Consider the following 14188-nt stretch of genomic DNA (forward strand, 5'->3'; position numbering starts at 1 on the left):
GCAGCCTCACTTCTTCTTCGGCAGGCCCGGAAGGCCCGGGAAGCCGCCACCAAGACCGGGCAGCTTGCCGCCGCCGAGACCCGGAAGCCCGCCCATGCCGCCGGGCATGCCCTTGCCAAGGCCGGACGCCTCCGCCTGCTTCTGAAGGGCTTCGAGCTGCTTCGGATCGAGACTCGAGAGGTCGGGCATGCCGCCCATTCCGCCAAGCCCCATCTTTCCAGCAAGGCCGCCCATCATCTGCTTCATCATGCCGCCACCCTTCTTGCCGCCCATCGCCTTCATCATGTCGGCCATCTGGCGGTGCATCTTCAGCAGCTTGTTGATGTCGGACGCATCGGTGCCGGAACCGGCCGCGATACGCTTCTTGCGGGAATGCTTGAGGAGATCCGGGTTGGCGCGCTCAGCCTTGGTCATGGACGAGATGATGGCCATCTGTCGCTTGAACATGCGGTCGTCGAGACCCGCCGCCGCCATCTTGTCCTTCATGCCGGACATGCCGGGCATCATGCCCATGATGCCGCCCATGCCGCCCATCTTCTGCATCTGGGACAGCTGGTCGGCGAGATCGTTGAGATCGAACTTGCCCGACTTCATCTTGGCGGCCATGGCCGCCGCCTTCTCGGCATCGATGTTTTCGGCCGCCTTCTCGACGAGGCTGACGATGTCGCCCATGCCGAGGATGCGGTCGGCGACCCGGCGCGGATGGAACTCGTCGAGCTCCGACATCTTTTCGCCCACGCCGATCAGCTTGATCGGCTTGCCGGTCACGGCACGCATCGACAGCGCCGCACCGCCGCGGCCGTCGCCGTCCATGCGGGTCAGCACAAGGCCGGTGATGCCGACGCGTTCGTCGAAGTTGCGCGCAAGGTTGACGGCGTCCTGACCGGTCAGCGCGTCCGCGACCAGCAGGATCTCATGCGGGTTCGAGCGCCGCTTGATCTCGGCCATCTCGATCATCAGCGGCTCGTCGATATGCGTGCGGCCCGCAGTATCGAGAATCACGACGTCATGGCCGCCGAGCTTGGCGGCCTGCACGGCACGGGCGGCGATATCGGTCGGCGACTGCCCGGCGATGACCGGCAGCGTGTCGATGCCGGCCTGTACACCGAGCTGGCGCAACTGCTCCTGGGCGGCCGGACGACGCGTGTCGAGCGAGGCCATCAGGACCTTCTTCTTCTCGCGCGTGTTCAGCCGGTGGGCGATCTTGCCCGATGTCGTTGTCTTGCCCGAGCCCTGCAGGCCAACCATCATGATGACGACGGGCGCGGGCGCATTGAGATCGATGGAAACGCCAGTGGCGCCCAACATCTCGACCAGCTCGTCGTGGACGATCTTGACGACCATCTGTCCCGGCTTGATCGATTTCAAGACTTCGGCGCCTACGGCCTTCGCGCGCACGCGATCAGTAAACGACCGCACGACTTCCAGCGCGACGTCGGCTTCCAGCAGTGCGCGGCGAACCTCGCGCAGGGCAGCCGAAACGTCGGCTTCCGACAGCGCACCGCGTCCCGTCAATCCGTTGAGGATTAAACCAAGGCGGTCCTGGAGGCTTTCAAACATCGGCTCTTCCTTTTCGTCTGCGAGCATGGGCCGCAAACGTGGGTTCCGGGTCGTTTTGAAACAAGACGCAAAGCCGAACGGCACCCGAGGGCGCATCGCGCTGTCGGGTGTTGACCTCCGGGATCGTTTATACCTTTGAAAGGGTCCCGGTCGGCGGCTCGGAGTCGTATCTCGTCGCAGATGAAGCGCGGTAAACAGCAAACGCCCCGGAAAGTCAAGGCTTGCCGCATGTGCGCGCCCTACGACCGATCGATGCCCTGACGCGCATGTCGACGCTTTCCGATGGCGCCGGGGAGAAAAAGCCGCCATCATCCTCGTCAGCACGGTGCACAACGCACGAGCGTGAAACCCGCCGTCGCAAGCCACCGCTCACTCACGGGGACGTGCATGAAACGCCGCACATTCTTCAAATGGTCACTCGCCGGCGCTTTCATCGCTTTGTCCGGCAGCATCACCGCAAGGAGCAGCATGGCCGCCAATCGCTACTACAAAGGCCCCGTCAGCGACCATTTCGACGGGACGCGCTTCTTCAATCCCGGCGGCGTCGAGCCCAACGGTTTTGGCGACCTTTTGCGCTGGCGGTTCAACGGGCAGCGGGCAACCTGGCCGGACGCGCCCGATCCGCGCGCAACCATCGTCAAGCCGGACGCGGAAATCACCGGGCAGAACCTGCGCGTCACCATGGTCGGCCACGCCTCCATGCTCATCCAGGTCGCCGGGCTCAACATTCTCACCGATCCCGTCTGGTCGGAGCGCGCAAGCCCCGTTTCCTTTGCCGGTCCGCGTCGCGTCTCGCCGCCCGGGATCCGGCTCGAGGATCTTCCGCGCATCGATATCGTCCTGATCAGCCACAACCATTACGACCATCTCGACCAGCCAACGATCGCGAGCCTCGCGAAAGCCCACAACCCCACATTCGTCACTCCCCTGGGCAACGACGTGTTCATCCGCAAGGTCGCACCGAATGCGCACGTCGTCCTCATGGACTGGGGCGACGGCTTCGATGTCCGGAACGGCGTCTCGATCCACTGCGAGCCCGCCCATCACTGGTCGGCGCGCGGCATTGGCGATCGACGAAAAGCGCTCTGGGCGGCTTTCGTCCTTTCGACGCCCGCCGGTCGAATCTATCATATCGGCGACACCGGGTTTCACGATGGCATCAACTATCGCGCGGCGGGAGCGCGATATGGCAGCTTCCGTCTCGCCATCCTCCCGATCGGCGCTTACGAGCCGCGATGGTTCATGCAGGGTCAGCACCAAAACCCGGACGAGGCAATCGAGGGCATGCTACTGGCAAATGCGTCCTATGCCGTCGGCCATCATTTCGCGACCATCCAGCTGACCGACGAGGCGATGGACGCGCCGGAGAAAGCGCTGGCCGCAGCGCTTGCGAAACACGGCGTCGATCCTGCCCGCGTGCACGCCCTCCACGCCGGCGGGGTCTTCGACGTACCCCAGCAAAGGAACCCCGCCTGACGACCGGCATGCCGGTAGCAGCCGGCACGACACCCCGTGCGAACTCCGCTGCCAGATCGGTGAGGGTCTTGCCGTAGGCCGTAAGCGGCATTGCCTCGGCCCTGCCGGCCTTCCTGGCCCTGCCGGCCCTCTGGTAATCCGGGGTTATTTCCGCCATATACGCCCTCTCGCATGGCGTTGCGCAAGATATGGACAAGTATGGATACGACGGTCGAATTCGCAAGGATGAACGGGCTTGGCAACGCCATCCTCGTCGTGGACATGCGCGGCCGGAGCGACACCGTCACGTCCGCAGCCGCGATCACACTCAATGCAGACCCGCAGACACGGTTCGACCAGATCATGGCCATCCATGATCCGAAAGCGTCGGGAACCGATGCCTGGATCGACATCCTGAACTCCGACGGCACGAAGGCGCAGGCCTGTGGCAACGGAACCCGCTGCGTGGTCCAGGCTCTGGCGGCGGAAACCGGCCGCAAGAGCTTCACCTTCCATACCGTCGCCGGCATTCTCAATGCCGAGGAACATGCCGATGGCACGATTTCCGTCGACATGGGCAAGCCGGTGTTCGAATGGGACCGGATCCCCCTTGCGGAGGATTTTCACGACACGAGCCGTATCGAACTGCAGATCGGCCCGATCGATGATCCGGTGCTGCATTCGCCCTCCGTCATGTCGATGGGCAACCCGCATGCAATCTTCTGGGTGGACCGTGACGTCATGTCCTACGATCTCGCGCGTTTCGGCCCTTTGCTGGAAAATCACCCGATGTTTCCCGAGCGCGCCAACATTACGCTGGCGCAGGTGAGGTCCAAGACCGACATGACCACGCGCACGTGGGAGCGTGGCGCAGGACTGACGCTTGCCTGCGGCTCTGCCGCCTGCGCAGCAGCCGTCAGCGGGGCCCGCACGGGACGCACCGGGCGCAAGGTGTCGGTGACGGTCGCCAGTGCCGTGCCGCCCGGCGTGCTGACCATTGATTGGCGCGAACGCGACGATCACGTCGTGATGACAGGGCCGGCCACCTGGGAATGGTCCGGCCGCGTCGATCCTCTGACCGGCACCTTCACGCGCGACCCCGCTGCGGACACCGGAGCGCAGCCCCGGTGAGCGGCGTCGAGATCATCACATTCGGCTGTCGCCTGAACACGTATGAGTCCGAAGTCATGCGCGGCGCAGCGGAAAAGGCGGGCTTGAACAACGCCGTTCTGGTGAACACCTGCGCGGTCACCGGCGAGGCCGTCCGCCAGGCGCGCAAGGCGATCCGCCGCGCCCGGCGCGAACATCCGGATGCCCGCATCATTGTGACAGGATGCGCCGCCCAGACGGAGGCCGGCACCTTTGCTGCGATGCCGGAAGTGGATGCCGTTCTCGGCAACGCGGAAAAGCTGGAAAGCAGCGCCTATCGTGCCTTGCCGGATTTCGGCGTCGGGCGCGAAGAGAAGCTGCGCGTCAACGACATCATGAGCGTGCGGGCCACCGCACCGCAGATGGTGCGGATGATCGAGGGCCATGTGCGTGCCTTCGTGCAGGTGCAGAACGGCTGCGACCATCGCTGCACCTTCTGCATCATCCCCTACGGTCGCGGCAATTCCCGCTCGGTGCCGATGGGCGCCGTCGTCGACCAGGCCCGCATGCTGGTCGAGAATGGTTACCGTGAAATCGTGCTCACCGGCGTCGATGCGACCAGCTATGGCGGCGATCTGCCCGGCACCCCGACGCTCGGCCTGCTCGCCAAGACGCTTCTGAAACAGGTGCCGGAGCTTGTCCGCCTGCGCCTTTCTTCCATCGACAGCATCGAGGCCGACCGGCATCTGATCGACCTCATCGCCGACGAACCGCGATTCATGCCGCATCTGCATCTGTCGCTGCAGCATGGCGACGACATGATCCTCAAACGGATGAAGCGGCGGCATTCGCGCGCCGACGCGCTCGCCTTCATCCACGAGGCACGGCGCCTGCGACCGGGCATCGCGTTCGGTGCCGACATGATCGCCGGCTTTCCGACGGAGACGGACGACATGTTCGACGCCGCAGGAACGCTGGCCGAAGAGGCGGGGATAGCGAGCCTGCACGTCTTCCCCTACAGTCCGCGCGAAGGCACGCCCGCCGCCCGCATGCCGCAACTCGCTGCTCCCGTGATCCGCGAGCGCGCGTCGCGCCTGCGGGCGATCGGCGAGAAGCTGGCACGCAACCATCTGGCGTCCATGGTCGGCACCCAACAGACTGTGCTGGTCGAGAGCAATGGCACTGGCCATACGGAAAACTTCACCCGCGTCGCGACCCCAGGGCTCGAGCCCCGCACGCTGGTCGCAACGACGATCACGGGCCACGATGGCAAGAACCTCTCCATCGACACCGCCGAAAGACAGGCCGCGTGATATGAGCGGCTCCGCAGGTTTTAGGATTTAAGATGGCGTTCGACTTCCTCAAAAGGGTCTTCACATTCGACCAGGTGCCGCCGGAAGCGCCCGCCGCGCGATCCCCGGACGAGCCTCCGGAAACAGCAACACCGGTCACCGCGGACGCCAAAGCGCTCCAACCGACCGACCCGGCTATCGACGACGCTCTTCCTGTTGCTGAAGATCCGGTTCTGGCGGAGGAGTTCGCTACAGGCGGCGGTCCTTCGGACGATGACGGCGCCCCGGAAGACGACGGACAACCTGTCGAGGAGGCGCTCCTGCCGCTTCCGCCCGTCGAGGATATCGGCGATCTCGGCGTCGTGCCGCTCTCGCTGCTCGAAGCGGAAGCAGAACTCCCCCCGGGTGAGAGCCCGACCGCCGACATCGACCGTCCGCGCGACATCGCGGTCCTGCCTGCAGGCTTTGCCACGGGTCCGGCACCCGAACCGGAAGCAGCACTGGAGACGGAGCGTCTGACCTGGTTCCAACGCCTGCGCGCCGGCCTGTCGCGCACCTCTTCGCAGCTGACCGGCCAGATCACCGCGCTGTTCACCAAGCGCAAGCTGGACGACGCAACGCTCGAGGAGCTCGAAGACCTCCTGATCCAGGCCGACCTTGGCGTCGAGACCGCCCTTCGCATAACCGACACGCTTGCGTCCGAACGTTATGGTCGCGATGTGTCCGGCGCAGATGTCTCGCGCATCATGGCCAACGAGATCACCAAGGTCCTGACCCCCGTCGCCAAGCCTCTCCAGCTCGACCTCAACCACCGCCCGCACGTGATCCTCGTCGTCGGCGTCAACGGCACCGGCAAGACGACGACCATCGGCAAGCTTGCGGCAAAACTTTCCGGGGCGGGTCTGAAAGTGATGCTCGCCGCCGGCGACACCTTCCGCGCCGCCGCCATCGAGCAGCTGAAGATCTGGGCGGAGCGGACGAACAGCCACATCGTCTCGTCCAAGCTCGGCGCGGATGCAGCGGGCCTTGCCTACGAGGCATTCGAAGAGGCACGCCGCCAGAAGAGCGACGTGCTGATCATCGACACCGCCGGCCGCCTGCAGAACCGCACCGAACTGATGGCCGAGCTCGAAAAAATCGTCCGCGTGCTCGGCAAGCTCGATCCGGACGCGCCGCACACGGTGTTGCAGACGCTGGACGCCACCACCGGGCAGAATGCGCTCAACCAGGTCGAGATCTTCCGCAACGTCGCCGGGGTCAATGGCCTCATCATGACCAAGCTCGACGGGACCGCGCGCGGCGGCATCCTCGTCGCCATTTCCGCCAAGCACAAGCTGCCGGTCTATTTCATCGGCGTCGGTGAAGGCATCGACGATCTCGAGCCTTTCGAGGCCCAGGATTTCGCCGAGGCGATCGCCGGGATTGCGGAGTAGACACCCTTCCCCGCCGAAATTCCGCCGCCGTCTGCGGCCACATCACACGCACCTTACCAGAAGACCACAAGGCAGAGACGATGAAGACCCAACGGCCCGTAGACACCGACGTCACGCCGACCCCGGCCGAGCGTCACCATCCGGGCCTCAAGCTCGCGCTGGAACTCGGCCCTCTCCTGGTCTTCTTCTTTGCCAACCTGCGCGGACCCTGGCTCGCTGCAACCTTTCCTGTCCTTACCGAACTCGGAGGGCCGCTGTTCATCGCCACCGGCCTCTTCATGGCGGCAACGGTCATTTCTTTGCTCGTGTCGAAGATTGTGCTCGGCCATCTCCCTGTCATGCCCTTTGTCTCGGGCATCGTCGTCGTGGTGTTCGGCTCGTTGTCGATCTGGCTTCAGAACGACACCTTCATCAAGATGAAGCCGACGATCGTCAACACGCTGTTCGGAGCCGTTCTGCTGGGCGGGCTGGTGTTTGGAAAATCGCTGCTTGGCCATGTCTTCAATGCGGCCTTCCAGCTCGATGCCGACGGCTGGCGCAAGCTGACCTTGCGCTGGGGCATCTTTTTCCTGTTTCTGGCCGTGCTCAATGAAGGTGTCTGGCGCGGCGCGGCCGTGTGGTATGCGCCCGACGCCCAGGCGGCCGATGATTTCTGGGTGGCGTTCAAAGTCTGGGGCACCATGCCGATCACCATCCTCTTCACCATGGCGCAGATGCCGCTCATCCTGCGGCACTCGGTCGACCCGGCGTCCGGCAAGCCATGACGGTCGTTCCCCCCGTTGAGACGTCGCCACGCCCCCGCACCCTTCTCTGGATCGGCGCCTGCCTTGCCGTGCTGGCACTGCAGGTGGCGGTGGAGCTCGTCATGGGCCGCACGCCGATCTGCACCTGCGGCTTCGTGAAGCTGTTCGAGCCGGTCGTCAACAGTCCCGGCAACTCCCAGCACCTGGCCGACTGGTACACGCCGTCCCACATCATCCACGGCTTCCTGTTCTATGCGCTGACCCGCTGGCTGTCTCCCAGAAAGCCGCGAACGGCCCGGCTGTTCGTCGCGACACTGATCGAGGCCGGCTGGGAGCTGCTCGAAAACTCGCCCCTCGTCATCGAGCGCTATCGCTCCGCGACCGTCTCGCTCAACTATATCGGCGACAGCGTGCTGAATTCGGCCATGGACACCGTCTTCATGGGCCTCGGTTTTCTGCTTGCCGCCCGCCTGCCCGTCACCGTGACGATTGCCATCGCGATTGTTTTCGAACTCTTCACAGGCTGGCTGATCCGCGACAACCTGACGCTCAACGTCCTGATGCTCGTCTGGCCGATCGACGCGGTGAAGGCGTGGCAGGGCGCGCTTTAGACGATTTCCAATTGAAACGGGATCGCCTGGCGTCGGACGACACAGACGAACGACACAGGCAGCAAAGCTCTAGGAGCCGGCCAACGCCTTCTCGATTGCCGGCATCAGACCTTCGCTCAGGCTGCGGTCGTCGAACGGGCCGACGCGTTTGTAGAGAATCGTGCCGTCGGGAGCGACCAGATAGGACTCGGGGATACCGTAGACACCCCAATCGATCGCAGCCCGGCCACGCGGATCGACGCCGAGTGCGGAAAAGGGATTGCCGAGCTCTTGGAGAAATTGGAGCGCATTGTCCGTCTGGTCCTTGTAGTTGATGCCAACAACCTGAAGGCGCGGATCCTTCGCCAGAGCAAGAATGATCGGATTTTCCGCACGGCAGGGGACGCACCACGACGCCCAGACGTTGACGAGCGTCAACTTGCCCTTGATCGCCGCGTCCGTCAGCGCAGGCATGGGGGCATCCTTGAGCGTTGCACCTTCCAGTGGCGGAAGCTCAAGTGACGGCGCCTTCGTCCCGATCAAGGCCGACGGGATCTCGCTGATATCCCGTCCGGAATCGAGCTGACTCCAGAAGATCGCGGCCAGGCAGGCGAAAACGGTCAGCGGCAGGAGCGCAAGCGCGATCCGTCCCTTTGCCAAGCCGCGGCGTTCCGGCCCCGCGCTCACACCGTACCTCCACCCTGGGAACGTCGGCGAATGCCCGCTTCTTCCAGGGCCTTGAGTTCGCGGTGACGCGCACGCGCGTCGAGGACGACCCAGACGACAAGACCTGCGATCACAAGCAGAGCAGCTGCATAGCTTGCCGCGACATAGGCTAGATGCGCGCTCATGCGGAGGCCGCGCTCCGTGCCGCTTGCCGACGCATGGCCGCGATCCGCCGCCGCCAGATCTCCGTGCGCATGGCCGCAAGATGAAGCGTGAAGAACAGGCAGGTAAAGGCGAGCGCCATCACGAGAAGCGGACGCAGAAACTCAGGATCGATCGCTGAACCGCCGAGGCGCAACACGCTGGCCGGCTGATGCAGCGTGTTCCACCAGTCGACGGAGAATTTGATGATCGGAATGTTGACGAATCCGACAAGGATCAGAACGGCCGAGACCTTTGCGGCCCGACCAGCGTCGTCCATGGCGCGGTTGAGCGCGATCAGGCCGAGATACATCAGGAACAGGATGAAGACGGAGGTCAGCCGCGCGTCCCAGACCCACCACGTCCCCCACATCGGCTTGCCCCAGAGCGAACCAGTGACCAGGGCCAGCGCCGTGAAGCCGGCGCCGATCGGCGCAGCACATTTCGCCGCGACGTCGGCCAGCGGATGGCGCCAGACGAGGGTGCCGAGTGCCGATGCCGCCATGACCGAATATCCCATCATCGACAACCAGGCCGCGGGAACATGGATATACATGATCCGCACGGTTTCGCCCTGCTGATAGTCGGCCGCGGTGGTGAAGCAGAGAGTCAGGCCTATGGCAAACAGCAGCGCGGTCAGGCCGGCAAGCCATGGCAGCAGCCGTCCGGCCAGCGCGATGAAGCGCGTCGGATTGGCAAGGTCGGTAAAGCTGCGAATAGCAAGGCTTCGGTCACGCATTCGTTCTCTCTACCAAGTTCGCAAAGCCTCTTCAATGAACCTCGCAACGCCTGGACTGGTCATCTTTGCGTCATTCCGAAGCGGCTCGCAGGGCGACGGCGGCCGCCGTTGGACCGATGACGGCGAAGAACAGGGTGATGGCGGTGAGGATGAGAAACGGCGGCAGGAAGGGTGCAGGATCTTCGACTGCGGCATAGGCAGCGCTGACACCGAAGATCAGCACGGGGACGACGAGCGGCAGAACCAGGATGGACACGAGAAGTCCTCCGCGCGGCAGGGCGACGGCAACGGCGGCACCCATCGCGCCAATCAGCGTGATCGCCGGCGTCCCCGCAAGCAGCGTCAGCATCGTCGCGCCGATCGCTCTCGGTTCCATGTTGAGGAAAAGGCCGAGCAGCGGCGTGACGAGAACCAGAGGCAGGCCGGACGCAGTCCAATGGGCCAGGCACTTGATGAAGACGGTGAACACCAGCGGCGTGTCCTGCATCAGCATCACATCGAGCGACCCATCCTCACGCTCGGCCTGAAAGAGGCGCTCGAGCCCGAGCAGCGAGGCCAGCAGCGCGCCGATCCACAACATCGCCGGGCCCACCCGCGCCAGAAGCTTCAGATCCGGCCCCAGTCCGAACGGCACGACCGCAACCACGGCCATGAAGAACAGAATGCCGGTCAGCGCGCCACCGCCAGCCCGCGTCGCAAGCTTGAGATCGCGAAAGTAGAGAGCCATCATCGGTGGCATCCGGGTAAAGTTGCGGTCCCTGGATGGCGGCGCGCGATCCTCATGCCGTCACCGCGAAACCCGCCATGGTCAATGTCTGCGCGCCGGGGATATCGAGAGCCTGGTGCGTGGCAGCGATGACGATGCCGCCGATGGACCGATGTCCGGCGATCAGAGCCTCCACCATGCGCTCGCTCGCCGTATCGAGTGCCGCGGTCGGTTCGTCCATGAGCCAGACCGGGCGATGCGCGACAAGCAGGCGGGCAAGAGCGGCGCGACGCTGCTGTCCGGCGGAGAGATAGCCGAACGGGAGATGGCCGAGACCACCAAGACCGACCGTCTCGAGAGCTTCGACGGTCCCGTCCGTGGCGTCGAGGCGCCCCACCGTGTCACCGGCCGTCTTGGTCAGTCGCGACCAGAACAAGAGATTTTCCTCGACGGTCAGGTCGCGTTTCATGGCGTTACGGTGGCCGAGATAATGCAGTGATTCGCGCGGGGGTGCGGTCGCGTCGCCCCCGTCCTCGATGACGATCGTGCCGCTGTCAGCCGGGTGAAGACCTGCAAGCGTTCGCAGGAAGGTGGATTTTCCGGTGCCGTTCCGACCGGTAACCAGCAACGCACCACCAGCGTCCAGAATCAGCGAGATGTCCCGGAAGATCGGGTCTTCGCCGCGGCTCGCGCCCAGCCCGTCCACACGCAGGCGAAATGGCATTCATCGTCCTTTTACGACGTTGGTCGCATTGAAAAAAATTGTCTCGAATTGACAGCGTTCGATCTGGCACGTTTTGGCGAAATTATCTATAACCCGCCCAACACGCCAGCGGTCGGCGTGAATTTCATCCTAGCGCCGAACATGGAAGATTTTCCACGTGCGGACAGCGGAAATGACCGTACCCGCATCCCAATCTGCGCCTTCAGGCGCTCGGGCGTTCGCACGTCAGTTTATGGCGATCAGACGGAACGGGGTATCCAAGTGTCCAAGTCCCTAGACAGCTTCAATTGTCGTTCGACCCTGTCGGTCAACGGCACAGACTACGTCTACTTCAGCCTGCCGAAGGCGGAAGAGAATGGTCTCGCCGGCATCTCCCGGCTGCCGTATTCGATGAAGGTGCTGCTGGAAAACCTGCTGCGCAACGAAGACGGCCGGTCCGTCACCAAGCAGGACATCCAGAACATCGCAGCTTGGCTTAACGACAAGGGCACAGCTGAAAACGAAATTGCCTACCGCCCGGCCCGCGTGCTGATGCAGGACTTCACCGGCGTTCCGGCCGTGGTCGATCTCGCAGCCATGCGCGACGCCATGGTGGCACTCGGTGGTGATCCCGAAAAGATCAACCCGTTGGTGCCCGTCGATCTGGTCATCGATCACTCCGTCATCGTTGACGAATTCGGCACGCCGAACGCCTTCGCCCGCAACGTCGAGCTCGAATACGAGCGCAACGGCGAGCGCTATCGCTTCCTCAAATGGGGGCAGCAGGCTTTCAAGAACTTCCGTGTCGTCCCCCCCGGCACCGGCATCTGTCATCAGGTCAATCTCGAATATCTCGGCCAGACGGTCTGGACCAGGGAAGAGGACGGCGAAACGGTCGCCTATCCCGACACCTGCGTCGGCACGGACAGCCACACCACGATGATCAACGGCCTCGGCGTTCTCGGCTGGGGCGTCGGCGGCATCGAAGCGGAAGCGGCGATGCTCGGCCAGCCGGTTTCCATGCTTCTGCCGGAAGTCATCGGCTTTAGGCTCACCGGCAAGGTGAAGGAAGGCGTGACCGCCACCGACCTCGTGCTGACCGTCGTCCAGATGCTGCGCAAAAAGGGCGTGGTGTCGAAGTTCGTCGAGTTCTTCGGCCCCGGCCTCGACTCGATGTCGCTTGCCGACCGTGCCACCATCGGCAACATGGGTCCGGAATATGGCGCGACGTGCGGCTTCTTCCCGGTCGATGGCGAAACCATCAACTACCTGACCATGTCCGGCCGCACCACGGACCGGATTGCCCTGGTGGAAGCCTATTCCAAGGCGCAGGGCATGTGGCGCAACGGCGACGGTGCGGAGCTCGTCTTCACCGATACGCTGGAACTCGACCTCGGCGATGTCGTGCCCTCCATGGCCGGCCCGAAGCGCCCCGAAGGCCGCATTCCGCTCGAAGGCATCGCGCCCGGCTTTGCCACGTCGCTTGAAGCGGACTACAAGAAGCCCGGCCAGCTGGAGAACCGCTACCCGGTGGAAGGTACGGATTACGACCTCGGGCACGGTGACGTGGCGATCGCCGCCATCACCTCCTGCACCAACACGTCGAATCCGTCCGTTCTGATCGCTGCCGGCCTTCTTGCCCGCAACGCGGTCGCCAAGGGCCTGAAAAGCGCGCCGTGGGTCAAGACCTCGCTTGCTCCGGGATCACAGGTCGTCGGCGAATATCTCGAGAAATCGGGTCTCCAGAAGGACCTCGATGCTCTCGGCTTCAACCTCGTCGGCTTCGGCTGCACGACCTGCATCGGCAATTCCGGTCCGCTGCCGGCACCGATCTCCAAGACCATCAACGACAAGGGCCTGATCACGGCCGGCGTCCTCTCGGGCAACCGCAACTTCGAAGGCCGGATCTCGCCGGACGTTCAGGCGAACTACCTGGCCTCGCCGCCGCTGGTCGTCGCCTACGCGCTCGCCGGTTCGGTCCAGAAGGACCTGACGACCGAGCCGCTCGGCACGGGTTCGGACGGTCAGCCGGTCTTCCTCAAGGATATCTGGCCGACCTCGCACGAGATCCAGGAATTCATCCTGAAATACGTGACGCGCGAGCTCTACGAGAGCAAGTATGCCGACGTGTTCAAGGGCGACGTCAACTGGCAGGGCGTTCAGGTTCCTGCGGGCCAGACCTATGCCTGGGACGATGATTCGACCTATGTGCAGAACCCGCCTTACTTTGTGGGCATGGGCAAATCGGGCTCCGGCATCTCTGACATCAAAGGCGCACGCATTCTCGGCCTCTTCGGCGACAAGATCACGACCGACCACATCTCTCCGGCTGGTTCGATCAAGGCAGCGTCGCCGGCTGGTGCTTACCTCACGGGCCATGGCGTCGGCGTTGCCGACTTCAACCAGTACGGCACGCGCCGCGGTAACCATGAAGTGATGATGCGCGGCACCTTCGCCAACATCCGGATCCGCAACCACATGCTCGGCCCGAACGGCAAGGAAGGTGGCTACACGTTCCACTATCCGTCGAAGGAAGAGATGTCGATCTACGACGCGGCCATGCAGTACAAGGAAGAGGGTGTCCCGCTCGTCATCTTCGCCGGTGGCGAATATGGCAACGGCTCCTCACGCGACTGGGCGGCCAAGGGTACCAACCTGCTCGGCGTCAAGGCGGTCATCGCCGAGAGCTTCGAGCGCATCCATCGCTCCAACCTCGTCGGAATGGGCGTCGTCCCCTTCGTCTTCGAGGCGGGGACCACCTGGGCTTCGCTCAACCTGAAGGGCGACGAGATCGTCACCATCGAGGGCCTGACGAATGTCCAGCCGCGCGAGAAGAGAACGGCCGTGATCACCTATGCTGACGGCACGGTGAAGAACATCCCGCTGATCTGCCGTATCGATACGCTGGACGAAGTCACCTACATGAACAATGGCGGCATTCTCCAGACGGTTCTGCGCGACCTCGCAGCCTGAGGCAGCGAGAGCTGGAAAATCGCGAAGGCCGGAACCTC

Annotated in this window: 13 protein-coding genes; 7 read left to right on the forward strand and 6 right to left on the reverse strand. The window is 63.9% G+C overall.

Annotated features, from left to right (window positions below; genetic code table 11):
• Window positions 1-6: 6 nt before the first annotated feature.
• Window positions 7-1560, reverse strand: coding sequence for a signal recognition particle protein (ffh, locus tag ASG03_RS00585; protein ID WP_062691751.1), 1554 nt, complete (start codon window positions 1558-1560; stop codon window positions 7-9).
• A 387-nt stretch (window positions 1561-1947) separates the two neighbouring features.
• Here ffh and ASG03_RS00590 point away from each other — a divergent pair, with 387 nt between their 5' ends.
• From ASG03_RS00590 to ASG03_RS00615, 6 genes are all read left to right on the forward strand, one after another.
• Window positions 1948-3036 (forward strand): MBL fold metallo-hydrolase, encoded by a 1089-nt coding sequence (locus ASG03_RS00590; protein ID WP_082475468.1) that lies wholly within the window; start codon window positions 1948-1950, stop codon window positions 3034-3036.
• A gap of 198 nt (window positions 3037-3234) precedes the next feature.
• Complete coding sequence (dapF, locus tag ASG03_RS00595) at window positions 3235-4146, forward strand: diaminopimelate epimerase (protein ID WP_062477730.1); 912 nt, start codon at window positions 3235-3237, stop codon at window positions 4144-4146.
• Complete coding sequence (mtaB, locus tag ASG03_RS00600; protein ID WP_062477726.1) at window positions 4143-5417, forward strand: tRNA (N(6)-L-threonylcarbamoyladenosine(37)-C(2))-methylthiotransferase MtaB; 1275 nt, start codon at window positions 4143-4145, stop codon at window positions 5415-5417. The genes dapF and mtaB overlap by 4 nt, the downstream gene beginning before the upstream one ends.
• Before the next feature lie 32 nt (window positions 5418-5449).
• The gene (ftsY, locus tag ASG03_RS00605; protein WP_062477723.1) at window positions 5450-6829 is read left to right on the forward strand and encodes a signal recognition particle-docking protein FtsY; all 1380 of its coding nucleotides are present in this window, start codon (window positions 5450-5452) and stop codon (window positions 6827-6829) included.
• Between the two features lie 80 nt (window positions 6830-6909).
• Window positions 6910-7593: a septation protein A gene (locus ASG03_RS00610; RefSeq protein WP_062477720.1), complete on the forward strand. Its 684-nt coding sequence runs from the start codon at window positions 6910-6912 to the stop codon at window positions 7591-7593.
• Window positions 7590-8183, forward strand: a complete 594-nt coding sequence (locus ASG03_RS00615) for a DUF2585 domain-containing protein (RefSeq protein WP_062477717.1) — start codon at window positions 7590-7592, stop codon at window positions 8181-8183. Before ASG03_RS00610 ends, ASG03_RS00615 begins: the two co-directional genes overlap by 4 nt.
• 69 nt (window positions 8184-8252) lie before the next feature.
• Here ASG03_RS00615 and ASG03_RS00620 read toward each other — a convergent pair whose 3' ends face one another.
• The 5 genes from ASG03_RS00620 to ccmA all read right to left on the reverse strand — a co-directional run bounded on the left by ASG03_RS00620 (window position 8253) and on the right by ccmA (window position 11198).
• Window positions 8253-8849, reverse strand: coding sequence for a DsbE family thiol:disulfide interchange protein (locus ASG03_RS00620; RefSeq protein WP_062691468.1), 597 nt, complete (start codon window positions 8847-8849; stop codon window positions 8253-8255).
• Complete coding sequence (ccmD, locus tag ASG03_RS20870; protein ID WP_082475469.1) at window positions 8846-9013, reverse strand: heme exporter protein CcmD; 168 nt, start codon at window positions 9011-9013, stop codon at window positions 8846-8848. Before ccmD ends, ASG03_RS00620 begins: the two co-directional genes overlap by 4 nt.
• The gene (locus ASG03_RS00625; protein WP_062691470.1) at window positions 9010-9768 is read right to left on the reverse strand and encodes a heme ABC transporter permease; all 759 of its coding nucleotides are present in this window, start codon (window positions 9766-9768) and stop codon (window positions 9010-9012) included. The genes ccmD and ASG03_RS00625 overlap by 4 nt, the downstream gene beginning before the upstream one ends.
• Before the next feature lie 70 nt (window positions 9769-9838).
• Window positions 9839-10498: a heme exporter protein CcmB gene (gene ccmB / locus ASG03_RS00630; protein WP_062477708.1), complete on the reverse strand. Its 660-nt coding sequence runs from the start codon at window positions 10496-10498 to the stop codon at window positions 9839-9841.
• Between the two features lie 49 nt (window positions 10499-10547).
• Window positions 10548-11198: a heme ABC exporter ATP-binding protein CcmA gene (gene ccmA, locus ASG03_RS00635; RefSeq protein ID WP_062691472.1), complete on the reverse strand. Its 651-nt coding sequence runs from the start codon at window positions 11196-11198 to the stop codon at window positions 10548-10550.
• 261 nt (window positions 11199-11459) lie between these two features.
• Between ccmA and acnA the strand changes: the two genes are divergently transcribed.
• On the forward strand, window positions 11460-14150 hold the full coding sequence (acnA, locus tag ASG03_RS00640) for an aconitate hydratase AcnA (protein WP_062691756.1): 2691 nt from the start codon (window positions 11460-11462) through the stop codon (window positions 14148-14150).
• Window positions 14151-14188 lie beyond the last annotated feature (38 nt).

Source organism: Rhizobium sp. Leaf341 (assembly GCF_001424325.1).
Classification (GTDB): Bacteria; Pseudomonadota; Alphaproteobacteria; order Rhizobiales; family Rhizobiaceae; genus Ferranicluibacter.

What these genes read in the sequence shown, in the direction of transcription:
- ffh (WP_062691751.1), bottom strand. Translation starts at nt 1,560, where the DNA reads ATGTTTGAAAGCCTCCAGGACCGCCTTGGTTTAATCCTCAACGGATTG.
- ASG03_RS00590 (WP_082475468.1), top strand. Translation starts at nt 1,948, where the DNA reads ATGAAACGCCGCACATTCTTCAAATGGTCACTCGCCGGCGCTTTCATC.
- dapF (WP_062477730.1), top strand. Translation starts at nt 3,235, where the DNA reads ATGGATACGACGGTCGAATTCGCAAGGATGAACGGGCTTGGCAACGCC.
- ftsY (WP_062477723.1), top strand. Translation starts at nt 5,450, where the DNA reads ATGGCGTTCGACTTCCTCAAAAGGGTCTTCACATTCGACCAGGTGCCG.
- ASG03_RS00610 (WP_062477720.1), top strand. Translation starts at nt 6,910, where the DNA reads ATGAAGACCCAACGGCCCGTAGACACCGACGTCACGCCGACCCCGGCC.
- ASG03_RS00615 (WP_062477717.1), top strand. Translation starts at nt 7,590, where the DNA reads ATGACGGTCGTTCCCCCCGTTGAGACGTCGCCACGCCCCCGCACCCTT.
- ccmD (WP_082475469.1), bottom strand. Translation starts at nt 9,013, where the DNA reads ATGAGCGCGCATCTAGCCTATGTCGCGGCAAGCTATGCAGCTGCTCTG.
- ASG03_RS00625 (WP_062691470.1), bottom strand. Translation starts at nt 9,768, where the DNA reads ATGCGTGACCGAAGCCTTGCTATTCGCAGCTTTACCGACCTTGCCAAT.
- ccmB (WP_062477708.1), bottom strand. Translation starts at nt 10,498, where the DNA reads ATGATGGCTCTCTACTTTCGCGATCTCAAGCTTGCGACGCGGGCTGGC.
- ccmA (WP_062691472.1), bottom strand. Translation starts at nt 11,198, where the DNA reads ATGCCATTTCGCCTGCGTGTGGACGGGCTGGGCGCGAGCCGCGGCGAA.